Below are 24646 nucleotides of genomic sequence, written 5' to 3'. Positions count from 1 at the left end.
GGATAGACCTAATTTTTGCTAGGGAGAAACCATGAGTTCAGAATCGCAATCTGCCTCTCCAACAGAACAAACAATTGAAAAGGCGTATGATTCCTCTAGTATCAAGGTATTACGTGGGCTGGATGCTGTTCGTAAACGTCCGGGCATGTATATTGGTGATACTGACGATGGGACTGGCTTGCACCACATGGTGTTTGAAGTCGTCGATAATGCGATTGATGAAGCGTTGGCTGGACATTGTGACGAAATTATTGTCACCATTCATGAAGATGAATCGGTCAGTGTCTCGGATAACGGCCGTGGAATTCCAACCGATATTCACCCAGAAGAAGGGGTTTCTGCCGCAGAAGTCATCCTGACCATTTTGCATGCCGGCGGTAAGTTTGACGACAACAGTTATAAAGTGTCTGGTGGCTTACACGGTGTAGGCGTGTCGGTGGTGAATGCGTTATCTAGCAAATTGCAACTAACGATTCATCGCGCCGGTCAGATTCATGAGCAGGAATATCAGCACGGCGATCCAAAATATCCGCTTAAAGTGGTCGGTGAAACCACCACCACAGGAACAACAGTGCGTTTTTGGCCAAGTGCTGAAACGTTCAGCCAAACTATTTTTAGTGTCGACATTTTAGCGCGTCGTTTAAGAGAGTTGTCATTCTTAAATGCCGGTGTAAAAATTGTCTTGCGTGATGAGCGTGTGAACTTTGAGCATATTTATGCTTATGAAGGCGGTTTGTCAGAGTTTGTAAAATACATCAACGAAGGCAAAACTCATCTCAACGATATCTTTCATTTTACTGCCGATGCCGATAACGGTATTGGGGTTGAAGTTGCGCTTCAGTGGAACGACAGCTATCAGGAAAATGTTCGCTGTTTTACCAATAATATTCCGCAAAAAGATGGCGGAACACATTTGGCGGGTTTCCGTGCCGCACTGACACGTGGATTAAACAGCTATCTTGAGAGTGAGAATATTCTCAAGAAAGAAAAAGTCAGTGTGACTGGTGACGATGCACGTGAAGGTTTGACTGCCATCATTTCGGTTAAAGTGCCGGATCCTAAGTTTTCATCACAAACCAAAGAAAAATTGGTTTCAAGTGAAGTGAAGCCTGCGGTTGAGCAAGCCATGAACAAGGAATTCTCGGCCTATTTGCTGGAAAATCCGCAAGCGGCGAAATCAATTGCAGGAAAAATTATCGATGCGGCGCGTGCGCGTGATGCGGCGCGTAAAGCGCGTGAGATGACGCGTCGTAAAAGTGCGTTAGATATTGCGGGTTTGCCGGGTAAATTAGCCGACTGCCAAGAAAAAGATCCTGCATTGTCTGAGCTGTATCTGGTCGAGGGTGACTCGGCAGGTGGTAGCGCCAAACAGGGTCGTAACCGCAAGATGCAGGCCATTTTGCCGCTCAAAGGTAAAATTTTGAACGTGGAACGTGCGCGCTTCGACAAGATGATTTCAAGTCAGGAAGTGGGCACTTTAATTACGGCCTTGGGCTGTGGTATTGGCCGCGAAGAATATAACCCAGATAAGTTGCGTTATCACAAAGTCATCATCATGACCGATGCCGACGTCGATGGCTCGCATATTCGTACCTTGCTGCTTACATTCTTCTTCCGTCAAATGCCGGAGTTGGTCGAGCGTGGTCATATCTATATTGCGCAGCCACCTTTATATAAGCTCAAAAAAGGCAAGCAAGAACAGTATCTCAAAGACAACGATGCACTCGAAACCTTCTTGATTTCAAATGCCATCGATGACTTGGCCTTACACATCAGCGCCGATGCACCAGCCATTACGGGTCAAGCTTTGGCGAGCGTGATTGACGATTACAAGGTATCGCAAAAGAGCTTGCAACGTTTAACCCAGCGTTATCCTGCGACCTTACTCGATGGTTTACTTGAAGTAGAGCCATTTAAAGCCGATCAAAGCCATGATCGTCCGTATGTCGAGCAATGGGCTGAGCAGCTCGGTCAAGTGATTGCAAAATTACAGCCAAGCTTGCGTCCTGAAGTGAGTCTGGAAAGCTTTGAACGTGAATCTCCAACAGGCGAAAAATCGATTCATTGCTGGCCACGTATCACGGTCTATGTCCACAATTTACCGCATCATTACCTGCTCGATGCCGGTCTGCTCAATTCAGCCGAATATGCACGTTTGCTAAAAAATTCGAAAAGCTGGTTCAAGTTGATCGAAGAGGGTGCTTATTTGCAAAAAGGTGAGCGACGCATTCCTGTGAGTAATTTCCATCAGGTGTGGCAGCAAATTTTGCAAGACTCGCGTCGTGGCATGATGATTCAGCGCTACAAAGGATTGGGCGAGATGAATGCCGAGCAGTTATGGGAAACCACTATGGATCCAGAAAACCGTCATATGCTGCAAGTGACCATCGATGATGCCATTGAAGCAGATCGTATGTTTAGCTGTTTGATGGGTGATGACGTAGAACCGCGTCGTGCGTTTATCGAAGAAAATGCATTAAATGCCGATATCGATGCTTAATGCTCAATAAAAAAAGGCGCCTCAAGGCGCCTTTTTTTATTTCAGTGTGCTTGGCTTAATCAAAGGAACTTTCCAGTTCTTCCAGCTCCATCATGAGCCCGAGCATTTGTTCTTCCGCCTGTTCAAGCTGTTGTTTAAGCTCGGTTTGCTCGTTCATGAGCTTAAGTAACTCATCTTTACGTGCTGCATCGTAAATTGAGCTATCGCCCAGTGCGATTTCAATTTCAGCCAAACGCGGCTGCAAGCGACCGATCTGGCTTTCAAGCTTCTCAATATTTTTTCGAATCGGACGCGTCTGTTCACGACGTTTTGCAGCTTCTTTACGCTGTGCTTCTTTGTCCAGTTTTGAAATGACCGGTTGTGCCTCAACTTTGGATTGAACTGGCGCTGCCGGCTGTTGACCTTGCTTCATCAGATCATTACGGGCCTGACGAAGCCAGTCGGCATAATCATGTAAATCCCCATCAAAATCACGACTATTGCCTGCATGAACCAAAATCAATTCATCACATACACTGGCAATCAATTGACGCTCGTGCGACACCAGCACCACGGCACCTTCAAAGTCCTGTAATGCCATGGTCAGTGCATGACGCATATCCAGATCCAAATGGTTGGTAGGTTCGTCCAAAATCAACACATTAGGGCGCTGCCATACAATCAATGCCAATGCCAGACGCGCACGCTCGCCGCCTGAAAAACTCTCACTCGGCGTATCCATACGTTCACCACTAAACCCAAAACTGCCTAGAAATGCGCGCAGTGTGGCTTCACTGATTTTTTTATCCGCAATACGAGACAATTGCAACATTGGGCTGGCTGCACCGTCTAGGGCATCCATTTGATGCTGGGCAAAATAACCGATATTGAGCAGCTCTGAGGCATAACGTGTGCCCCGCAATAGCGCCAAATCACCCACCAGCGATTTGATCAGCGTCGATTTTCCGGCACCATTCATACCCAGTAGACCAATCCGGCTGGTCGGGGTAATTTGTAAATTGACATTGGTCACAATCAATTTATCGCCATAACCAATATCGGCGTGTTCAAGTGCCAGCAGTGGTGAGCTCATTTTCGATGGCTCTCGAAAGCTAAAGGTAAACGGCGTATCTACATGGGCAGGTGCCAGTTCTTGCATTCGCTCTAACTGCTTAATACGGCTTTGTGCCTGACGAGCTTTGGTGGCCTGTGCTTTAAAACGATCGATATATTTTTGTAGATGTGCGCGAGTTTCTTGCTGCTTTTCAAAAGCCTGTTGTTGTTGGGCGAGACGTTCTGCACGTGTGGTTTCAAAGGTGGAGTAATTACCGGTGTATAGCGTGAGCTGTTGATTTTCGATATGCAGAATATGATCGGTAATTGCATCGAGGAAATCACGGTCATGCGAAATCAACACCAAGGTGCCTTCATATGCCTTGAGCCAGTCTTCCAGCCACAAAATCGCGTCTAAGTCTAAGTGGTTGGTTGGTTCGTCGAGCAGGAGTAAATCTGAGCGACTCATCAGTGTACGTGCCAGATTCAAGCGCATTCGCCAACCGCCTGAAAAGCTTGCGACATCATATTGTGACTGATAGTCGAAAAATCCTAAACCGGCCATAAGTTGGGATGCCTTGGCCGCGGCTGCATAACCGTTAATTTCATCAAAACGACTGTATAGGTGTGCCAGCTCGTCGTTACTCAGTTGATCTGGATGCTCGAGTTGGTGCTGAATGGTCCAGTATTCTTCATCACCCGACAACACGAAATCGATCGCTTTCATGTTCAGTGCTTGAATTTCCTGTGCCATGTGCGCCACAGTCCAGACATTCGGGCGGGTTAAACTGCCGCTGTCCGATTCTATGCCGCCTAACAACGCAGCAAACAGGGTGGATTTTCCAGCCCCGTTGACCCCCGTGAGACCAATTTTCCAGCCCGGATGCAATTGCATTGAAGCTTTTTGAAATAAGACGCGTCCGCCACGGCGAACTGAAAATTGATCAAGTTGAATCATGGAGAAAGTGACGCTATGCAGAAAACAGTAGCGCTATTCTAAAGACATCCGCAGATGAAGACAAAAATTTCATCTCGACAACAATACGCGAGATCGTTTAAAGTCAAAAGGTGACTCGGCAGTCCATAGGAAAAAAGAATCGAAATGATCAAATAATTTATTTATCCATTAAAAAACAAATAATTAAAGAAAATGAATAATATGACAATGAAACAATATGAATAAAAAATGTGCGATAAAACACGATTAATTCGTAAAACTATTCATTTTGCCACAAAAAAATGGAGTAAAAGCTCTATTTTTTTTCAGACAACAACATTAATATTTGGGGTGAAAGGATACCCTGAACTAAAAAAAGTCAATTAAAGGAATCATAAGATGAAGAAAATTGCACTCGCGCTCACCGCTGCGTCAATTTGTGGCCTATCTGCAACAGCACAAGCTGCAAAGGTCGATGTCTGTGTCTTCGATTTACTGGGTAAATCGGGTGAATCATACAAAATGATGGAAGAATGGGCTTTGGCTGCCAAAGGCTGGGGCGCCGATATCAATTTGGTGCCACGTCAGGATGAAGCCGTTGCGGACAACGATTTCAAAGCCGGCAAATGTGATGCCGTGGCCATGACCGCCATGCGTGCGCGTCCGTACAATAAGTTTGCTGGTTCAATCGATTCACTAGGCGGTGTTCCGAATAACCAGATCGCCCAGCGTGCGATCAGCTATGTACTCGATGGTCGTAATGCCGCCAAAATGACCACCAATCTGGGTGGTAAAAAATATGAAGTGGCTGGTATTTCACCATTAGGTTCGGCTTTCATTTTTGTTCGTGATAAAAATATCAACTCGATTGAAAAAGCAGCGGGTAAAAAATTCGCGGTACTCGGTTATGACGATGCACAAAAAATTATGGTGCAGCGTGTGGGAGCACAGGCGGTAATTTCCGATATTTCAAACTTCGCGGCTAAATTTAACAATGGTCAGGTCGATATTATTGGTGCCCCAGCCTATGCGTATAAGCCATTAGAGCTACAAAAAGGTTTGGGTGCAAACGGGGTGATGTGGAACTTCCCGGTTCTTCAGGTGACTGCCGATTTGGTGATTCGCCCAGATCAATTCCCGCAAGGCTTTGGACAAAAATCACGTGACTGGTTTGTTAAACGCTTGCCGAAGAGCTTTGCCATGATCAATCGTTTAGAAGCTGAAATTCCAGCCAAGTACAAAATGAATCTAAACGCCGATGACAAGCTGAAATATCAGAAACTTTTACGTGATGGCCGTATGGATCTCACCAAACGTGGTATTTACGATGCCGAAATGATGTCGGTATTGAAAAAAGCACGTTGTTCGGTTGATAAAGCCAATTTCGAATGTGCAATGCCTGGCGAATAAGCTTGATTTAAAAAAGAAAGTCCGGAAACTTCCGGGCTTTTTTTTATGTATTTTTTGCTGTCATTTCAGCCATTGTTTCACACAACAGAAACGCTAAGCTTAATCATGACCCAGTGCCGTGCGCATATTTGAATTTGTGCTATACCTGCCTGCACCGTGTCGAGCAGATAACAACAACCACTTAAGACATGACTATAAAACCGAATCGTCTTGAGCAATCAATAACACCATCAAAGGACATGATGATGAACTGGATCTCCAAAACCTTCTGTGCAGCCCTCGTTATGACTGGTGCCAGTGCAGCAAATGCCAAACAAACCGTCTGTGTGTTCGACTTGGTCGGAAAAAATGGCGATGTATACAACCTAATGAAAGATTACCAACTGGCAGCTAAAAGCTGGGGTGCCGATATTGAACTTCGAGTTGCGCAGAATGAAGCCGTGATTGCAGATGATTTTAAGGCGGGCAAGTGTGATGCGGTCAGTATTACCGGCATGCGTGGGCGCCAATTTAACGGGTTTACCGGCTCGCTCGATGCCATTGGGGCAATTACAGATCTGAAGTTGGCAGTTAAAATCATGCAGGGACTCGCCAGCCCGACCTTCGCCAAATACATGGTGAATGGTCAATATGAAGTCGCAGGGGTGATTCCTGTTGGTGATGCGTACTTGCTGGTCAACGACCGTAGTATCAATACTGTTGCCAAAGCTGCAGGCAAAAAAATTGCAGTACTCGATTATGACGAAGCTCAAAAAATTATGGTGCAGCAAATTGGTGCGCAGGCGGTGAGTGCAGATGTCACCAACTTTGGTGCCAAATTCAATAACCATCAAGTGGATATTATTGGTGCCCCGGCGGCGGCCTTTAAACCACTTGAGCTACACAAGGGGCTTGGAAGCACGGGCGCAATTGTGAATTACCCGATCTTGCAAGTAACCGGAAACATTATTATTCGTAAAGATAAGTTTCCTGATGGCTTTGGCCAAAAATCTCGAGAATGGGTAAAAGGGCAGTTACCGCGTGCATTTGGTATTTTGGGCAAGATGAAAGCCGATATTCCACAAAAATACTGGATGGACGTGCCTGCTGCCGACAAACCGGGTTATCAAAAAATGATGCGAGAGGCGCGTATAAATCTTACCAAACGCGGCATTTACGATAAACGCATGATGAAGCTGTTATGGCAATTTCGCTGTAAAGAAGATCGCGCCAACTTTGAATGTGGTTTGCAAGACGAAAACTATAGCTCTTAAGCCCGCATGATCAGGATAGCATCGTAGCAAGAATATAGTTTAAACTTCAAAGACAGTCCCCATATTGAATATGTTATACTGTCACATGCTTAAAAGATGATGTCTGAATCTAGTCTGAGGAACACCTGTCATGAATGCTCAAGCTCTTGTTATCACTGATAATGCTGCAAATAAAGTGCGCCAACTCCGCGACAGCGAAGGCAATCAGGATCTCATGTTGCGCGTTTACGTTACCGGTGGAGGATGTTCGGGCTTCTCGTATGGCTTTAATTTTGCCGACAGCCCAAATGAAGACGATGCCGAATTTGTAAATGGCGATGTCAAAATGCTGGTCGACTCGCTAAGTTATCAGTACTTGGTTGGCTCGGTGGTCGACTATATTGAAGGACTAGAAGGGTCACGCTTTATTGTACAAAATCCGAATGCGACTACTACATGTGGTTGCGGATCATCGTTTTCAATTTAAACCCATCCAGATTCAGCATAAAAAAATCCCCAATACGGGGATTTTTTTATGCGATCGGGTTTAACGCTGGGTGATGCTTCCCAGTACACGAAAGCCCTCTGCACCCGTCACTGAGGGTAAGTTCCCCGCTTGCTGATGCATAAAGCGCATGGCCAGCCATGCAAATGCAGTGGCCTCGACCCACGTTGGCGAGAGTCCAAGTACACTGGTGCTTTGTACCGACCAGTGGTGCTTGCGCAAACGCCAGCGCAACTGTTCTAAAAGATGCGAGTTGTAGGCTCCACCACCACAGACATACACTTCACCCGTATCTAAATCTGAACGATAAATGGCTTTTTTGATGGCTCGGGTGGTGAGCTTAAGTAAGGTAGCCTGAACATTTTCTGGTGTGTCTTCAAGCTCCTGATATTCAAGTTCGTCATTACGCCAATCGGCCAGTTGATCGTCAAGCCAATCCAGATTGAAATCTTCCCGGCCCGTACTTTTGGGTGGCTCTTTTGAGAAAAAGGCATGGGCTTGTAAACGTTCGAGCAGACCGCGAATAGGTTGACCATAAGCGGCCCAATTGCCATTTTCGTCAAATGGATGTCCTGTATAGCGCTCGCACCAAGCATCCATCAAAATATTGGCTGGGCCAGTATCGAAACCATACACCCCATTCGGATTTCCTGCTGGCAATAAGCTGACGTTGGCAATGCCACCTAAATTTAAAATCACCCGATGAATTGTAGGATGCTGAAACACTGCCTGATGAAAAGCTGGAACTAAAGGCGCCCCTTGGCCTCCGGCTGCCATATCACGCCGGCGAAAATCTGAAATCACGGGAATCTGGGTGATCTCAGTAATAATATTCGGATCACCAATCTGTAGGGTAAAGCCATGTTCAGGCCGATGCCGAATGGTTTGCCCGTGTGAGCCAATCGCCTTGATTTGACTCCGATCTAAATGATTTTTTTCAATCAGCGTATTGATACCATGTCCAATCATGGTCGCCAGTGCTACATCGGCTTTGCCCATACGATCTATTTCGTTGTCGTCGGGCAGTGTGAGTGCCATCAGTTCATCACGTAACTCTGGATCAAAAGGCAGTGTCAGGGTCGCATGTAGATAAAGGGGATCAAATGAAGCAGCAACAAAATCGACACCGTCCATGCTGGTGCCGGTCATTACCCCAATATAGATCGCTGTCATGAGCAACTTCGCCTGCAATATGCTGAAAAAGTGTTAGTATATCGCACAAATTGAATAACTGATGTGTTTAGGTTTTGTGATGTCAAATTTCTTGCCTGCTGAAGAACAGCTTGCCCTCATTCAACGAGGCACTCATGAAATTATTTCTGAAGAGGATCTGCTCAAGAAACTCAAAGAAAATCGCCCACTGCGAATCAAAGCAGGGTTCGATCCAACTGCACCAGATTTGCATTTGGGTCACACGGTTCTAATCAACAAATTAAAAGCATTTCAAGATCTGGGCCACGAGGTCACGTTCCTGATTGGCGATTATACTGCCATGATTGGCGATCCAACCGGAAAAAGTGCGACGCGTCCGCCACTTACTCGTGAGCAGGTCGAGGCCAATGCCAAAACTTATCAAGAACAGGTCTTTAAAATTCTTGATCCAAACAAAACCAAGGTTCGCTTTAACTCGGAGTGGTTTAACCAGCGTACTGCGGCAGATCTGATTCAACTGGCCAGCCAGCAAACTGTTTCACGCATGCTTGAACGTGACGATTTCACCAAGCGTTACAACAATCATCAACCGATTGCCATTCATGAATTTTTGTATCCTTTGGTACAAGGTTATGACTCTATTGCGCTTGAAGCCGATGTCGAGTTGGGGGGTACCGATCAAACCTTTAACTTACTGATGGGGCGTACTCTGCAAGGACGCTACGGTCAAGAATCGCAAGTGTGTATTACGGTGCCGATTCTAGAAGGTTTGGACGGTGTCAACAAAATGTCTAAATCTCTGGGTAACTATATTGGGGTATTTGATGCACCGGGTGCGATGTATCAAAAAGTCCTTTCTATGCCAGATACCTTAATCGAGCGCTATTTTGAACTACTCAGCTTTAAATCACTTGAAGAGATTCAGGGTTTACTCGATGAAATGGCCAATGGCCGTAACCCGCAAGATTTGAAAAAAATCTTGGCACTCGAGCTGGTGGAGCGCTTCCATGATGCAGATGCTGCTGCCAATGCCCACAAAGGTGCAGGCAATATCATCACAGAAGGTGAAATTCCTGAAGGTACGCCTGAAGTCACGATTTCACGTGGCGAATTCGGTGGAGAAATCTTTATCGCTTCGATTGTGCGTTTAGCTGGGCTCACCAAAAATGCTGCACAGGCAAAAGACGCTGTTTCACGTGGAGCCGTTAAAGTCGATTGGCAAGTGGTTGATGCAAATTTCTCGGTCAAAGAAAATAAAACCTATCTGATTCAGGCAGGTAAAAAGGCCATCGCTCAAGTCACCTTTATCGACTAATTTAATTTAAGCATATACAAAAGCAGATCTTAGGATCTGCTTTTTTTTGTTGATTTTACGGTGCCACGCTATGGATTTAAAAGCTAAAAATAACCCTTCAAGGCACTTCTAAACAGATCAATTTATGCTATAAAAGTGGAAACAGTGACGCAAAGGCATATTAAAACTAAGCCTGTAAAACTGACCGTGTTTGAGCGATTGTAATTATTTTAAAACGGTTGTAGTTGAATGGTGATTAAAGCTACACAGATCGGCAAAATTAAGTTAATAAGTGAATAACACCCACAAGATAAAATCACGTACCAATCCATTTTAGCAATTCACCCCACGACGTTTATTCGATATTTTTTAAAATTACACGCTTTTGATTTAGATTGATTAGCTCACAGGAGGCCAAACACCGCAAATAAATATATCGCATCGATTGAGCCATCGACATTTTAATCTATACATCTTCATTTTAACTTTGACATGACTTTGATAATTAAAAACCAAGAGGAGCGACCAGCATGGGCTTTGATCAACAACATCTCAACTGGCTTATCACATTCCTATTCAATACCTCTCCAGACTCAATCGAACAGCAAGACTATCATCTCGCGCATTATTATTTAGATAAGCTCGATATAGCAGAAAATTATCAATTATTTAGTATGGTACTTGCACGCTTACCACAGCGTGCGAAACTGTTTTTCTTAGAAGAGAGTTACAAGGGTAAACAGCAGATGATTCGAGAAGTAGTTGACGTGCGCTGTCCATTCTAACCCTATATCCAGATCACCCATTAAATAGTGGCTCAGATCAGAATGATCTGGGCCTTTTCAACAATATAGCTTTAAGTAAATTATTAAATTCAGATAATCATTATTATTGTGAAGTTAAATTAAAAACATTGTTAAAAAATGGTGTCAGAATTGCATAATAAAAACAGAATCCTGATTCATTACAGGATCATGTCTTCATAACACATTGATTATCGATAAAAGTTAAAACTATGCCCAACTTATCTTCATATGTGCAGTCGATTTCCTATACTGCAAAATCTTCGCTTTCTATTTCGCTTGCCTTCACCATGTGTTTAGGAGTGGTCGGCTGCCGTGATCAGCATTCATCTGATGCGACAACATCAACCACACCCACAGCGCCTAGCACACTTAAAATTTTGCATATCAATGACCATCATTCACATTTAGATGAAGAACAGATGGAACTCAGCATCGACAACGATCAAGGACAAAGTACAACCTATACCGTGAGTCGTGGCGGGTTTGCACGTGTCGCGGCATTGATCAAACAGCTCGAAACAAAAACTGAACCACAACTGAAACTGCACGCAGGTGATGCCACCACAGGGGATCTATATTACACCCTGAGTAAGGGTCAAGCCGATGCGGACTTGATGAATACCGTTTGTTTTGATGCTTTCACCATTGGCAATCATGAGTTTGATGGTAAAGATGAAGGCCTGAAAACATTTATCGATGAATTGGATCGGGGTCAATGTGCTAAGCCAACAGCCGTTTTGTCTGCAAATGTTCAGTTTGGTCCTTCTTCGGTGTTGTACCAAAGCAGTCGTGTACAGAAATCGACTGTAATTGAAACACAGGGGCAAAAAATTGGCCTTGTTGGACTCACCATTGCACAAAAAACCAAGAATGCATCGCAGCCCAATGCCGACACGTTATTTCTAGATGAGCTCAGCAGCGCACAGCAGGAAATAGACCATTTACGGCAAGCCGGTATTAATAAGATTGTTTTACAAAGCCATGTTGGCTTTGAAATGGATAAAGTGCTGGCGACACAGTTACGCGGCGTCGATGTGATCGTAGGAGGAGATTCGCATACCCTATTGGGGCCAAGTGAACTGAGTCGCTATGGCATTACACCAGAGGCCTCCTATCCAACGCAGCTTCGCAATGGTGATGGTGATCCGGTTTGTATCGTACAGGCGTGGCAATATAGCTATGTGGTTGGGGAACTGAACGTCAACTTTGATGCGCAGGGGCGGGTTAAATCCTGCCAAGGTACGCCGCATATACTGATTGGCAATGATTTTCAGCCCAAACAGCGTGGTCTTGCTCCACTGACGACACAGCAACAAATGCAACTCGGTGAGACGTTAATGCAGCGTGCTCCAGCCTTTCGTGTGATACAGCCCGATGCGATGGCGCTGTCTATTTTAAAGCCCTATCGCGAAAGGAAAACTCAATTTAGCCAAAGCTTGGTGGCTTATGCCGATGAGATTTTTTGCCTGCGCCGTGTGCCGGGAACACAGCGTGATATCAACCGCTCAGGACTTGGCGATGTCTGTAACCAAGATGCGCACGTGAACCAATATGGGGGGGATATTCAACAACTGGTTGCAGAAGCATTTTTACAGCAAGGTAAAAGCTATTTTGCTGCAGACCTGTCTTTATTAAATGGTGGCGGAGTACGAACCGATCTTGATCGAGGCGAAATAAGCGTGGCAAGGGTCTATCAGGTTCTGCCCTATAACAGCACTTTAGTACAGCTCAATATGCGCGGAAGTGAAATCAAGGCGGCACTAGAAGATGCACTAGATGCAGTTATTCGCCTTAACAACACAGGAAGCTATCCATATAGTGCTGGCCTACGCTGGACAGTCGATATGAATCAGAATAAGGGCGAACGTATTGGTAATCTAGAGTTACAAACGCCGTCAGGGCACTATACGCCATTACACATGGAGCAGCGCTATCGTGTAGTTACTTTAGACTTTCTCGCCAATGGTTCAGATTATTACCACACACTGGCTACGATTAAAGGCGAACATCGAATTGATGTGGGGCTTGAATATGCCGATGCATTTTTACAGTATTTAAAACGCAACCATGATGTACGCCCAACCCTAAATAAATTGGCGACAGCGCAATACAGTACGCAGCAATTCATTGATCGTCCGCTTTAAATCCAATATTTATCGCTTCGATCCACATATTCAGTATATCTTCATGCACACATAAACAGCAGCAGATGATTAAAATCGCCTGCTGTTTGTTCAAAAAAGCCGATTTTGTTTTAAAAACAAACGATCATGGCAAATAATTTAAAAAAGGGGTTGTAAAGGAATGGGGATGGTGTAGAATGCACATCCATCGGCGGTGATGCAGATAGAAACTTGTTGAAAAACAGTAACTTGGCTTGAGTGGTTAGGTTGTGGGTTTAAAGATAAAGTTTTAAAAATATCGAAATTACCTGTTGACTTTGAAGAGATTTAGAGTAACATAGCCGACCTAGCTTGATGATGACGAATCATCGAGAAGATCATTAAGAGAATAGAAGAACAACTTGTGTGGATTTTTACTGGTTGATTAATCGATATATATTATCATTGATTGATTGGTTTAAATTACTCGAAGTTTATTTGAGCGAAATTTAAGTCAGGAAATTGATGAGCCAGAATTGGCACCTTGTCTATAAATAAGGTGCAAAATGATTTTAACTGAAGAGTTTGATCATGGCTCAGATTGAACGCTGGCGGCAGGCTTAACACATGCAAGTCGAGCGGAGTGATGGTGCTTGCACTATCACTTAGCGGCGGACGGGTGAGTAATGCTTAGGAATCTGCCTATTAGTGGGGGACAACATCTCGAAAGGGATGCTAATACCGCATACGTCCTACGGGAGAAAGCAGGGGATCACTTGTGACCTTGCGCTAATAGATGAGCCTAAGTCGGATTAGCTAGTTGGTGGGGTAAAGGCCTACCAAGGCGACGATCTGTAGCGGGTCTGAGAGGATGATCCGCCACACTGGGACTGAGACACGGCCCAGACTCCTACGGGAGGCAGCAGTGGGGAATATTGGACAATGGGGGGAACCCTGATCCAGCCATGCCGCGTGTGTGAAGAAGGCCTTATGGTTGTAAAGCACTTTAAGCGAGGAGGAGGCTCTTTTGGTTAATACCCAAGATGAGTGGACGTTACTCGCAGAATAAGCACCGGCTAACTCTGTGCCAGCAGCCGCGGTAATACAGAGGGTGCAAGCGTTAATCGGATTTACTGGGCGTAAAGCGCGCGTAGGCGGCCAATTAAGTCAAATGTGAAATCCCCGAGCTTAACTTGGGAATTGCATTCGATACTGGTTGGCTAGAGTGTGGGAGAGGATGGTAGAATTCCAGGTGTAGCGGTGAAATGCGTAGAGATCTGGAGGAATACCGATGGCGAAGGCAGCCATCTGGCCTAACACTGACGCTGAGGTGCGAAAGCATGGGGAGCAAACAGGATTAGATACCCTGGTAGTCCATGCCGTAAACGATGTCTACTAGCCGTTGGGGCCTTTGAGGCTTTAGTGGCGCAGCTAACGCGATAAGTAGACCGCCTGGGGAGTACGGTCGCAAGACTAAAACTCAAATGAATTGACGGGGGCCCGCACAAGCGGTGGAGCATGTGGTTTAATTCGATGCAACGCGAAGAACCTTACCTGGCCTTGACATAGTAGAAACTTTCCAGAGATGGATTGGTGCCTTCGGGAATCTACATACAGGTGCTGCATGGCTGTCGTCAGCTCGTGTCGTGAGATGTTGGGTTAAGTCCCGCAACGAGCGCAACCCTTTTCCTTACTTGCCAGCATTTCGGATGGGAACTTTAAGGATACTGCCAGTGACAAACTGGAGGAAGGCGGGGACGACGTCAAGTCATCATGGCCCTTACGGCCAGGGCTACACACGTGCTACAATGGTCGGTACAAAGGGTTGCTACCTAGCGATAGGATGCTAATCTCAAAAAGCCGATCGTAGTCCGGATTGGAGTCTGCAACTCGACTCCATGAAGTCGGAATCGCTAGTAATCGCGGATCAGAATGCCGCGGTGAATACGTTCCGGGCCTTGTACACACCGCCCGTCACACCATGGGAGTTTGTTGCACCAGAAGTAGCTAGCCTAACTGCAAAGAGGGCGGTTACCACGGTGTGGCCGATGACTGGGGTGAAGTCGTAACAAGGTAGCCGTAGGGGAACCTGCGGCTGGATCACCTCCTTAACGAAAGATTGATTGGCCGGTAAGAATCCACAACAAGTTGTTCTTCTAAGATGTATCTGAGGGTCTGTAGCTCAGTTGGTTAGAGCACACGCTTGATAAGCGTGGGGTCACAAGTTCAAGTCTTGTCAGACCCACCAAGTCTACGGCAGAAAGATACATTAATGATATAAGCTGGGGACTTAGCTTAGTTGGTAGAGCGCCTGCTTTGCACGCAGGAGGTCAGGAGTTCGACTCTCCTAGTCTCCACCACGTACTTTAAAGAGTACGGCTAAGGTGTAGATTATAGAACTTAGTAAAAGAAGGTCTTGAGATCTTATTTTATTAAGTTCTGTGATTTATCACAGTTTAGTGTGATCTGACGAAGACACATTAATTCATTAACAGATTGGAAAATATTGAGTCTGAAATAAATTGTTCAAACTCGATTAAATAAGAAGCTAACAAGCAATTGTTAGGTGACTATTTAATCCGAGAACTAGCAAATTAACTGAATCAAGCGTTTTGGTATATGAATTTAGATTGAAGCTGTACGGTGATTCAATTCACAGTACTTCAAACTGTAATGTTGATAATGCTACTTGTAGGCATTAGCGACTGTTTGGGGTTGTATAGTCAAGTAATTAAGTGCATGTGGTGGATGCCTTGGCAGTCAGAGGCGATGAAAGACGTGATAGCCTGCGAAAAGCTCCGGGGAGGCGGCAAATATCCTTTGATCCGGAGATGTCTGAATGGGGAAACCCACTTATCATAAGATAGGTATTGCATGATGAATACATAGTCATGCAAGGCGAACGAGGGGAAGTGAAACATCTCAGTACCCTTAGGAAAAGAAATCAATTGAGATTCCCTTAGTAGCGGCGAGCGAAAGGGGAACAGCCCATTAAGTTGTGTGTGTTCTAGTGGAACGCTCTGGGAAGTGCGAACGTAGAGGGTGATATTCCCGTACACGAAAGGGCACACGCAATGATGACGAGTAGGGCGAGGCACGTGAAACCTTGTCTGAATATGGGGGGACCATCCTCCAAGGCTAAATACTCCTGACTGACCGATAGTGAACCAGTACCGTGAGGGAAAGGCGAAAAGAACCCCTGTGAGGGGAGTGAAATAGATCCTGAAACCGCATGCATACAAGCAGTGGGAGCCGACATGTTCGGTGACTGCGTACCTTTGTATAATGGGTCAGCGACTTATATTCAGTAGCAAGGTTAACCGCATAGGGAGCCGTAGGGAAACCGAGTCTTAATAGGGCGTATAGTTGCTGGGTATAGACCCGAAACCAGGCGATCTATCCATGAGCAGGTTGAAGGTTGGGTAACACTAACTGGAGGACCGAACCCACTGTCGTTGAAAAGCCAGGGATGACTTGTGGATAGGGGTGAAAGGCTAATCAAGCCTGGTGATAGCTGGTTCTCCCGAAAGCTATTTAGGTAGCGCCTCGGACGAATACCATAGGGGGTAGAGCACTGTTTCGGCTAGGGGGTCATCCCGACTTACCAAACCGATGCAAACTCCGAATACCTATGAGTACTATCCGGGAGACAGACTGCGGGTGCTAACGTCCGTAGTCAAGAGGAAAACAATCCAGACCGCCAGCTAAGGCCCCAAAATCATAGTTAAGTGGGAAACGATGTGGGAAGGCATAGACAGCTAGGAGGTTGGCTTAGAAGCAGCCACCCTTTAAAGAAAGCGTAATAGCTCACTAGTCGAGTCGGCCTGCGCGGAAGATGTAACGGGGCTAAAACTATGTGCCGAAGCTGCGGATGTAACTTTAAGTTACGTGGTAGGGAGCGTTCTGTAAGCCGATGAAGGTGGATTGAGAAGTCTGCTGGAGGTATCAGAAGTGCGAATGCTGACGTGAGTAACGACAAAACGGGTGAAAAACCCGTTCGCCGAAAGACCAAGGGTTCCAGTCCAACGTTAATCGGGGCTGGGTGAGTCGACCCCTAAGGCGAGGCCGAAAGGCGTAGTCGATGGGAAATTGGTTAATATTCCAATACTTCTGTGTAATGCGATGAGAGGACGGAGAAGGTTAGGTCAGCCTGGCGTTGGTTGTCCAGGTGGAAGACAGTAGGCATGCATCTTAGGCAAATCCGGGGTGCTCTATGCTGAGAGTCGATAGCAAGCTAGTTTACTAGCGAAGTGGCTGATACCATACTTCCAAGAAAAGTCTCTAAGCTTCAGTTACACAGGAATCGTACCCGAAACCGACACAGGTGGTCAGGTCGAGTAGACCAAGGCGCTTGAGAGAACTCTGCTGAAGGAACTAGGCAAAATGGTACCGTAACTTCGGGAGAAGGTACGCTGTTGATGGTGATGGGACTTGCTCCCTGAGCGATTGACAGCCGCAGAAACCAGGCCGCTGCAACTGTTTATTAAAAACATAGCACTCTGCAAACACGAAAGTGGACGTATAGGGTGTGATGCCTGCCCGGTGCTGGAAGGTTAATTGATGGGGTTAGCGTAAGCGAAGCTCTTGATCGAAGCCCCAGTAAACGGCGGCCGTAACTATAACGGTCCTAAGGTAGCGAAATTCCTTGTCGGGTAAGTTCCGACCTGCACGAATGGCATAATGATGGCGGCGCTGTCTCCAGCAGAGGCTCAGTGAAATCGAAATCGCTGTGAAGATGCAGTGTACCCGCGGCTAGACGGAAAGACCCCGTGAACCTTTACTGCAGCTTGACATTGAACTTTGACCTTACTTGTGTAGGATAGGTGGGAGGCTTTGAAGATGGGACGCCAGTTCCATTGGAGCCATCCTTGAAATACCACCCTGGTAATGTTGAGGTTCTAACTCTGCCCCGTAATCCGGGGCGAGGACCATGTCTGGTGGGTAGTTTGACTGGGGCGGTCTCCTCCTAAAGAGTAACGGAGGAGTACGAAGGTGCGCTCAGCGTGGTCGGAAATCACGCGTAGAGTATAAAGGCAAAAGCGCGCTTAACTGCGAGACCCACAAGTCGAGCAGGTACGAAAGTAGGTCTTAGTGATCCGGTGGTTCTGTATGGAAGGGCCATCGCTCAACGGATAAAAGGTACTCTGGGGATAACAGGCTGATACCGCCCAAGAGTTCATATCGACGGCGGTGTTTGGCACCTCGATGTCGGCTCATCTCATCCTGGGGCTGAAGCAGGTCCCAAGGGTATGGCTGTTCGCCATTTAAAGAGGTACGCGAGCTGGGTTTAGAACGTCGTGAGACAGTTCGGTCCCTATCTACCGTGGGCGCTGGAAATTTGAGAGGATCTGCTCCTAGTACGAGAGGACCAGAGTGGACGAACCTCTGGTGTACCGGTTGTGACGCCAGTCGCATCGCCGGGTAGCTATGTTCGGAAGGGATAACCGCTGAAAGCATCTAAGCGGGAAGCCTACCTCAAGATAAGATTTCCTAGGAATTTATTCCTCTAAAGAGCCGTTCAAGACTAGGACGTTGATAGGTTGGATGTGGAAGCATAGTGATATGTGAAGCTGACCAATACTAATTGCTCGTGAGGCTTGACTATACAACACCCAAACAGTTGTTGTATCAAGATAAATTCGATACGAATACTTGATTTAGTGAAAGCTAGAACATAAAATACCGACTCAATATTCCAATCCGTTAAACTCATTTGGTACAAAGTACGGCACACGCTGTGAGATACAATCCACAGTCTAAGTAAGACCCGAAAATGTCCATAAACAGTTTGCTGGCGACAATAGCAAGAGTGAACCACCTGATCCCTTCCCGAACTCAGAAGTGAAACCTCTTCGCGCTGATGGTAGTGTGGCGTTAGCCATGTGAGAGTAAGTCATCGCCAGCTTTTAAATACGAAAGCCCCCTTAACATACGTTAAGGGGGCTTTTTTATGCTTAAAAATAAGTGGAACTTAAGGTAAAAAATAACGTAGACTGTTGAATTGTCTATTATTGATTTTTTGTTTAAAAATATTCATAGTTTAAATAACTCAATTATTTCTTATATAATTTATAATAAAAATGAAGAAAGTCTTATAAAGAATTAATCGATTAGTTTTAGTTGACAGATTACTCTAGAAATGGAATCAGTAACGAAAGCAAGTATCTGTCGTTTCTTGTTAAGATAATTTCAAAACTGTCGTCAGAATATGATGACTGTTATGAACAGTGAAAAATTATCAGAAGCAAAGATAAAAATATCTAGATTTCTGGAGGAGTATGAACTGATAAATTGTTCTTAGTTTGTCAAAGACTACTTATTAGTTAGCACTCAACCAAGTTTGGAGATAACGAATTGAGAAAGCCAAGATTGTTTATAGCTTCATCTGTAGAGAGCTTAGCTATTGCCGAAGCTGTGAATGTAAATTTAGATCATGCATTCGAAGTCACTCTATGGAAAAATGGTACTTTTAAACTTTCATCATCTACAATTGATGATCTTGTGGAGAAATCATCTTTCGTAGATTTTGCACTTTTTATTTTTGCTCCAAATGACTTATCTATGATTCGAAGCAGAAATGAGCATGTAGTTCGTGATAATGTAATCTTTGAGATGGGATTGTTTGTCGGTGCAATTGGTAAATCTCGTTCATTCATATTAAAGCCTCGCGATGTAGAAATGCACCTCCCAACCGATTTGCTGGGTGTAACTCCAGCTGATTACGATGCAAATAGGTCTGACGGAGATTTAGTATCAGCCACTAATCGTGCATGCTCATTGATTAAATCTGAAGTTGAAAGACTGGGATTAATTAATCACGAAAGACTTTCTGAATCTAAAAAAATTATTGCTAATCCGGTAAATTATGAACTCAAAGAGCAAGATTACAAATTTCTAGCAGCTTGTCTGCAAAGTCATACAGCAGACCCTTTTGGTTTACCGTTTCATAGAATTTCAAATAATTTTCGTGGTGTAAATGAAGCTGCGTTACAAATCTCATTAATAAAATTAGAGAGAATGGGGTATCTGAGTAAAACAGTAGAAACTGACGAGTATAATAGCTGCGACTTTTACGTATATTTTATTACAGAAATGGGAATAGATATTTTATTACAGAACGAAGATTTTTTAGAGCCAAAAGCTCCTTTACCATTACCAAGTTTTGATAGAGATTTGCCATTCTAGTGTGAACAATCGCATATTGTTGGACGGGTTTCCCAATTTTCATCAATCTAAATGAGTAATTCTCTATGAAACCAAACTCTTTCTCCCCGATCCCTAAAGAAGATGACGAAATCAATCTCCCTGAACTCGTGTACTGGGCATCACTTGGTAATACAGCGCGGGTAAGGCAATTACTCGCAGACGGTATCGATCCGAATCAGAGCGATGAAGAAGGTTACAGCGCCCTTCAGGCTGCTGCTGAAAATGATCATCTGGATGTTGTAAAGCTTTTGGTCAGTAAAGGTGCCGATATCAGTTTTAAAGGCCAATATACGGCACTGGAACTGGCAGAAATGGCACAAAATACACAGATTGTGCAGTACCTAAAAGATTTATAACCATATATAAAAATAACAGCCAAAAAAGAACCCCTATCGTCCTGACAGGGGTTCTTTGTATTCCGATTATTGTGTCGTTAATGTCCTATTCACGACCACGTCCTGTGTATTTTTATTTTCAATGAGACTTCCTGTCTCTCTATGTCTTGTATCTTAGTTAAAAATTCTTAATCACAACATGGGTGATTCACCATGATCCGTGTAGGCTTTTGCTGACAACGTGATAAAAAAAGCACTCCGAAGAGTGCTTTTGATTTACATCAGTTTAATGCCTTGCTGGCCAGCAGGTGTTACCTTAAAGATTTCAACTTCAAAGGTAATATTTTTTCCTGCAAGTGGATGATTAAAGTCGATTTCGGTAATACTGTCGTCGACCGATTTCACCACACCAAATAAGGTGGCTTTCGCTTTATCTTCAAACTCGATCATATGGCCAACAATAGGTCGTTGCTCGAATTTGACTGTATCAAACTTTTGTATGTTTTCTGGATTCCATTCACCAAAAGCGTCTTCTGGTGGTAAATGTACCGTACGGCGGTCACCAGCACGTAATCCAAACAGTGCTTTTTCGAAGCCTGGCAGTAAGTTGCCATCGCCAATGGTAAGGCTTACAGGCGCTTCACGACTGCGGGTATTATCAATTTCAACGCCATTTTCAATGGCCACTGAAAAGTGCAAATCGACTTTTGCACCTTCTTCAATACGAATTTCTTCGTTAGGCTGGATAATCTCAGTCATGTTTGGCTTCTGCACGTTGGATACGTTGCTTTTCTAGAAAGAACGTATCGATTAACAATAAAATGGTACCCAGAGTGATCGCACTGTCGGCAATATTAAACGCGGGGAAGTGGTGATCTTGATAAAATACATGGATAAAATCGACCACATAACCTAAGGTCACACGGTCAATCAGATTGCCCAATGCACCACCCAAAATCAATGCAATCGCAGCAGGCAGCACAACGGTCTGTTTAGGCATGCGCATCAGCCAAAACACAAAAATGATGGATACAATGCCTGCTAAACCTGTAAATAGATAGTGCTGCCAGCCTCCTGCATCGGACAGAAAGCTAAATGCTGCGCCATAATTATGCAGTAAGGTCCAGTTTAAAAAGGGCAAAACGGGCACCGGATCTGCATAATTTAGATGGGTGCTGGCAATCCACTTGGTCCACTGATCCACCACAATGGCCAGCACAGAAAGTGCGAGCCAAATCAGGTTATGAGGATAAAACTGGAATAAGCCCTTTTTTGCTTGAAGCTTAGGCATATTTTCTCACTTCGCCACTGCCCGTGACGTTAATAATACAACGACCACATAAACCTGGGTGATCTACATGTGTATTGACATCTGGAAGTACGTGCCAGCAGCGCACACATTTTTCACCTTCAGCCGCAGTCACTTTGACACGTAGGCCATCAAGCTCTGTCGCTTCACCGTGCTCTGCATAGGCATAAACATGCACTTGCGATGTAATCAGTACAAAACGGAGTTCATCACCCAACTGGTTTAAAACGCTTTGAATGTCATCTTTGGCCCAAATTTCAACTTTGGCAGAAAGATTACTTCCCACGATCTTAGCGTTACGTGCCGCTTCAATCTGCTTATTGATTGCTGATTTTACGTTAATTAATGTTTGCCAGTCGGCCTCAGACACCAAGTTTGCACTGCTTGCGACAGGAATATCGTACCACTCGGTAGTAAAGACATATTGCTCGCTTTGCTCTGGAATTAACGGCCATGCTTCTTGTGCAGTGAAGCTTAAGATTGGTGCCATCCAGCGTACAAATGCCTGAACCAAATGATACAAAGCGGTTTGTGCAGAATGACGCGCTTGTGAGTCTGCTTTGGTGGTGTACTGACGATCTTTGATGATATCAAGATAGAAACCACCCAAGTCATTGATACAGAAGTTAGTCAATGCACTGCACACGATATGGAAGTTCATATCTTCGTAAGCTTGCTGAATGGTTTTTTGAACCTCAGCAGCACGTTGTAAGATGTATTGATCCAGTGCAATCAATTGATCGACAGGCAATGCATCTGTAGACGGTTTGAAGCCATTGAGGTTGGCCAGCAAGAAACGCAAGGTATTACGAATACGACGATAACCATCTGAGGCACGGCTGAAAATTTCTTTACCTGCGGTCATCTCATAACGGTAATCGCTTGACGCAATCCAGAAACGTAAGCCATCTGCACCCATGTCTTTGATGATGTCTTGAGGGGTAATGATATTGCCTAAAGACTTCGACATCTTACGGCCTTTTTCATCGACTACGAAACCGTGCGTCAGTAAGCCTTTGTAAGGTGCACGCTGATTAATCGCGACAGAAGTGAGCAGAGATGACTGGAACCAGCCACGATGCTGGTCAGACCCTTCAAGGTACAAATCTGCCGGATCGGTTAATTCTTCACGCTGGCGCAAAACCGCATAGTGTGTTGTACCTGAGTCAAACCAGACGTCTAGTGTGTCTCGGACTGCATTGTAGTGCGCTGCATCTTCACCAATGAAGTCTTTGGCATCACGGTTGTACCATGCATCGATGCCTTCTTGTTCGATCAGTTTGGCAACTTCTTCGATGAGTTCAGCGGTGCGCGGATGCAATTCATTGGTATCTTTATGTACAAAGAATGGAATTGGAACGCCCCATGTACGCTGACGTGAGATACACCAGTCTGGACGACCTTCAATCATAGATTGAATACGGTTTTTACCCCAATCAGGTACAAAACTGATCTCATTTTGGATGGCATTCATTGCACCGTCACGTAAGCCTTTTTGGTCCATACTGATGAACCATTGCGGTGTTGCACGGAAAATGATTGGTGTTTTGTGGCGCCAGCAATGTGGATAGCTGTGTTTGATCGGTTGATGTGCCCACAAGCGTCCAACACTGCCCAATGCCTCAATGATTTGCGGATTGGCTTTGTAGATGTGCTCACCGGCAAAAATAGGTGCGCTTGGTAAATAAACCCCATTTCCACCCACTGGGTTATCTACTTTTAAGTTGTATTGCAAGCCAACTTTGTAGTCGTCTGCACCATGGCCCGGCGCGGTATGTACTGCACCCGTACCGCTCGTGGCAATCACGTGTTCGCCCAAGATCACAGGAACCTGACGATCCACCAGTAATGGATGTTGCAGCTTGAGATGCTCAAGTGCTGCACCTTTAAAGTCTGCCAGTACGACTGGATTTTCAAGCTTGTAACGCTCAATCGCCGATTCGACCAGATCTTTGGCCAGAATAAAGTTTTGCAGACCACGTTCGCCTTGAACTTGTACCAGTTGGTAATCAATCTCGGCGTTCAGTGCAACCGCCTGATTGGCAGGTAATGTCCATGGAGTAGTCGTCCAGATCACAATATCGGTTGGTGCGGTGACATCTGCATTGACACGTTCTGCCAGATCCTGAAGATCGACCACACCAAAACCAACGTCAATGGCGTCGGATTTTTTATCTTCGTATTCCACTTCAGCTTCTGCCAATGCAGAACCACAGTCGATACACCAGTTCACAGGTTTTAGACCAGGTTCGATATGACCCGCTTTTTGAATTTCACCCAAGGCACGCACAATATCAGCTTCTTGTTTGAAGTTCATGGTCAGGTACGGATCATTCCAGTCACCAAAAACGCCCATCCGGATAAAGTCTTTACGCTGTAAGTCGACCTGACTCATGGCGTAGTCACGGCAGGCTTTACGGAAGCTCGATGCATCGATTTTAACGCCGACTTTACCGACTTTTTCTTCAACTTTAAGTTCGATTGGCAAGCCGTGGCAGTCCCAGCCGGGTACATACGGCGCATCAAAGCCGTCCATCACGCGGCTTTTAATAATGATGTCTTTGAGTACCTTGTTGACTGCATGACCCAAATGAATCTGACCGTTGGCATACGGAGGGCCATCGTGTAATACATATTTTTTCTTGCCAATACGCGATTCACGAATCTTCTGATAAATGTTGTCGGCGTACCACTCTTTTAACCATTTTACTTCGCGTACGGCCAAGTTTGCTTTCATTGCAAATTCGGTGCCCGGCAGGTTTAACGTGGCTTTGTAATCCACTGCATTTTCAGGAGTTTGCTTATCGCTCATGCAAGTCGTCTTCC

At 45.1% G+C, this 24646-nt stretch carries 14 protein-coding genes, 2 tRNA genes and 3 rRNA genes; 14 read left to right on the top strand and 5 right to left on the bottom strand.

Annotated features, from left to right (window positions below; all coding sequences use genetic code 11):
- Window positions 1-31: 31 nt before the first annotated feature.
- Complete coding sequence (gene gyrB / locus KCV09_RS11930; RefSeq protein WP_004933512.1) at window positions 32-2500, top strand: DNA topoisomerase (ATP-hydrolyzing) subunit B; 2469 nt, start codon at window positions 32-34, stop codon at window positions 2498-2500.
- A gap of 55 nt (window positions 2501-2555) precedes the next feature.
- Here gyrB and KCV09_RS11925 read toward each other — a convergent pair whose 3' ends face one another.
- The gene (locus tag KCV09_RS11925; RefSeq protein WP_004933517.1) at window positions 2556-4490 is read right to left on the bottom strand and encodes an ATP-binding cassette domain-containing protein; all 1935 of its coding nucleotides are present in this window, start codon (window positions 4488-4490) and stop codon (window positions 2556-2558) included.
- A 378-nt stretch (window positions 4491-4868) separates the two neighbouring features.
- Between KCV09_RS11925 and KCV09_RS11920 the strand changes: the two genes are divergently transcribed.
- The 3 genes from KCV09_RS11920 to erpA all read left to right on the top strand — a co-directional run bounded on the left by KCV09_RS11920 (window position 4869) and on the right by erpA (window position 7598).
- Entirely contained in the window at window positions 4869-5879 is a 1011-nt protein-coding gene (locus tag KCV09_RS11920) for a putative solute-binding protein (protein WP_004933520.1), read from the top strand.
- 245 nt (window positions 5880-6124) lie between these two features.
- Window positions 6125-7132: a putative solute-binding protein gene (locus KCV09_RS11915; RefSeq protein WP_025095822.1), complete on the top strand. Its 1008-nt coding sequence runs from the start codon at window positions 6125-6127 to the stop codon at window positions 7130-7132.
- 130 nt (window positions 7133-7262) lie between these two features.
- Window positions 7263-7598: an iron-sulfur cluster insertion protein ErpA gene (erpA, locus tag KCV09_RS11910; protein ID WP_004933526.1), complete on the top strand. Its 336-nt coding sequence runs from the start codon at window positions 7263-7265 to the stop codon at window positions 7596-7598.
- 60 nt (window positions 7599-7658) lie between these two features.
- Here erpA and KCV09_RS11905 read toward each other — a convergent pair whose 3' ends face one another.
- The gene (locus tag KCV09_RS11905) at window positions 7659-8789 is read right to left on the bottom strand and encodes an anhydro-N-acetylmuramic acid kinase (protein WP_004933530.1); all 1131 of its coding nucleotides are present in this window, start codon (window positions 8787-8789) and stop codon (window positions 7659-7661) included.
- Window positions 8790-8850: 61 nt separating this feature from the next.
- Here KCV09_RS11905 and tyrS point away from each other — a divergent pair, with 61 nt between their 5' ends.
- From tyrS to KCV09_RS11855, 10 genes are all read left to right on the top strand, one after another.
- Entirely contained in the window at window positions 8851-10083 is a 1233-nt protein-coding gene (tyrS, locus tag KCV09_RS11900; protein ID WP_025095821.1) for a tyrosine--tRNA ligase, read from the top strand.
- Window positions 10084-10592: 509 nt separating this feature from the next.
- Entirely contained in the window at window positions 10593-10847 is a 255-nt protein-coding gene (locus KCV09_RS11895) for a hypothetical protein (RefSeq protein WP_004933535.1), read from the top strand.
- 230 nt (window positions 10848-11077) lie between these two features.
- Window positions 11078-13012 carry a bifunctional metallophosphatase/5'-nucleotidase gene (locus KCV09_RS11890; RefSeq protein WP_212515203.1) on the top strand — a complete coding sequence of 645 codons (1935 nt, stop codon included), beginning with the start codon at window positions 11078-11080 and terminating at the stop codon, window positions 13010-13012.
- A gap of 531 nt (window positions 13013-13543) precedes the next feature.
- Window positions 13544-15081 (top strand): 16S ribosomal RNA (locus tag KCV09_RS11885).
- Between the two features lie 60 nt (window positions 15082-15141).
- Window positions 15142-15218: transfer RNA gene (locus KCV09_RS11880), tRNA-Ile, on the top strand.
- 36 nt (window positions 15219-15254) lie between these two features.
- Window positions 15255-15330: transfer RNA gene (locus tag KCV09_RS11875), tRNA-Ala, on the top strand.
- 361 nt (window positions 15331-15691) lie between these two features.
- Window positions 15692-18575: ribosomal RNA gene (locus tag KCV09_RS11870) — 23S ribosomal RNA — on the top strand.
- A 185-nt stretch (window positions 18576-18760) separates the two neighbouring features.
- Window positions 18761-18875 (top strand): 5S ribosomal RNA (rrf, locus tag KCV09_RS11865).
- Together the 16S, 23S and 5S rRNA genes with 2 tRNA genes alongside form the textbook arrangement of a ribosomal RNA operon.
- A gap of 449 nt (window positions 18876-19324) precedes the next feature.
- Window positions 19325-20155: a TIR domain-containing protein gene (locus tag KCV09_RS11860; RefSeq protein ID WP_104125139.1), complete on the top strand. Its 831-nt coding sequence runs from the start codon at window positions 19325-19327 to the stop codon at window positions 20153-20155.
- A 65-nt stretch (window positions 20156-20220) separates the two neighbouring features.
- Complete coding sequence (locus tag KCV09_RS11855) at window positions 20221-20532, top strand: ankyrin repeat domain-containing protein (RefSeq protein ID WP_212515202.1); 312 nt, start codon at window positions 20221-20223, stop codon at window positions 20530-20532.
- Window positions 20533-20787: 255 nt separating this feature from the next.
- Here KCV09_RS11855 and KCV09_RS11850 read toward each other — a convergent pair whose 3' ends face one another.
- Genes KCV09_RS11850 through ileS form a run of 3 tightly spaced genes read right to left on the bottom strand, consistent with a single transcriptional unit; the run spans window position 20788 to window position 24632 of the window.
- Window positions 20788-21270 carry an FKBP-type peptidyl-prolyl cis-trans isomerase gene (locus tag KCV09_RS11850; RefSeq protein ID WP_004941888.1) on the bottom strand — a complete coding sequence of 161 codons (483 nt, stop codon included), beginning with the start codon at window positions 21268-21270 and terminating at the stop codon, window positions 20788-20790.
- Window positions 21263-21802: a signal peptidase II gene (gene lspA / locus KCV09_RS11845; RefSeq protein WP_004941885.1), complete on the bottom strand. Its 540-nt coding sequence runs from the start codon at window positions 21800-21802 to the stop codon at window positions 21263-21265. Before lspA ends, KCV09_RS11850 begins: the two co-directional genes overlap by 8 nt.
- Window positions 21795-24632, bottom strand: coding sequence for an isoleucine--tRNA ligase (ileS, locus tag KCV09_RS11840; protein WP_212515201.1), 2838 nt, complete (start codon window positions 24630-24632; stop codon window positions 21795-21797). The genes lspA and ileS overlap by 8 nt, the downstream gene beginning before the upstream one ends.
- Window positions 24633-24646 lie beyond the last annotated feature (14 nt).

Source organism: Acinetobacter soli (assembly GCF_018139125.1).
Lineage (GTDB): Bacteria > Pseudomonadota > Gammaproteobacteria > Pseudomonadales > Moraxellaceae > Acinetobacter > Acinetobacter soli.
This window is presented reverse-complemented; position numbering and strand designations above follow the sequence as displayed.

Bases quoted from the DNA above. Each gene is read 5' to 3' on its own strand.
- lspA (WP_004941885.1), bottom strand. From the start codon at position 21,802: ATGCCTAAGCTTCAAGCAAAAAAGGGCTTATTCCAGTTTTATCCTCAT.
- erpA (WP_004933526.1), top strand. From the start codon at position 7,263: ATGAATGCTCAAGCTCTTGTTATCACTGATAATGCTGCAAATAAAGTG.
- gyrB (WP_004933512.1), top strand. From the start codon at position 32: ATGAGTTCAGAATCGCAATCTGCCTCTCCAACAGAACAAACAATTGAA.
- KCV09_RS11915 (WP_025095822.1), top strand. From the start codon at position 6,125: ATGAACTGGATCTCCAAAACCTTCTGTGCAGCCCTCGTTATGACTGGT.
- KCV09_RS11895 (WP_004933535.1), top strand. From the start codon at position 10,593: ATGGGCTTTGATCAACAACATCTCAACTGGCTTATCACATTCCTATTC.
- KCV09_RS11920 (WP_004933520.1), top strand. From the start codon at position 4,869: ATGAAGAAAATTGCACTCGCGCTCACCGCTGCGTCAATTTGTGGCCTA.
- KCV09_RS11890 (WP_212515203.1), top strand. From the start codon at position 11,078: ATGCCCAACTTATCTTCATATGTGCAGTCGATTTCCTATACTGCAAAA.
- tyrS (WP_025095821.1), top strand. From the start codon at position 8,851: ATGTGTTTAGGTTTTGTGATGTCAAATTTCTTGCCTGCTGAAGAACAG.
- ileS (WP_212515201.1), bottom strand. From the start codon at position 24,632: ATGAGCGATAAGCAAACTCCTGAAAATGCAGTGGATTACAAAGCCACG.
- KCV09_RS11850 (WP_004941888.1), bottom strand. From the start codon at position 21,270: ATGACTGAGATTATCCAGCCTAACGAAGAAATTCGTATTGAAGAAGGT.
- KCV09_RS11905 (WP_004933530.1), bottom strand. From the start codon at position 8,789: ATGACAGCGATCTATATTGGGGTAATGACCGGCACCAGCATGGACGGT.
- KCV09_RS11925 (WP_004933517.1), bottom strand. From the start codon at position 4,490: ATGATTCAACTTGATCAATTTTCAGTTCGCCGTGGCGGACGCGTCTTA.
- KCV09_RS11855 (WP_212515202.1), top strand. From the start codon at position 20,221: ATGAAACCAAACTCTTTCTCCCCGATCCCTAAAGAAGATGACGAAATC.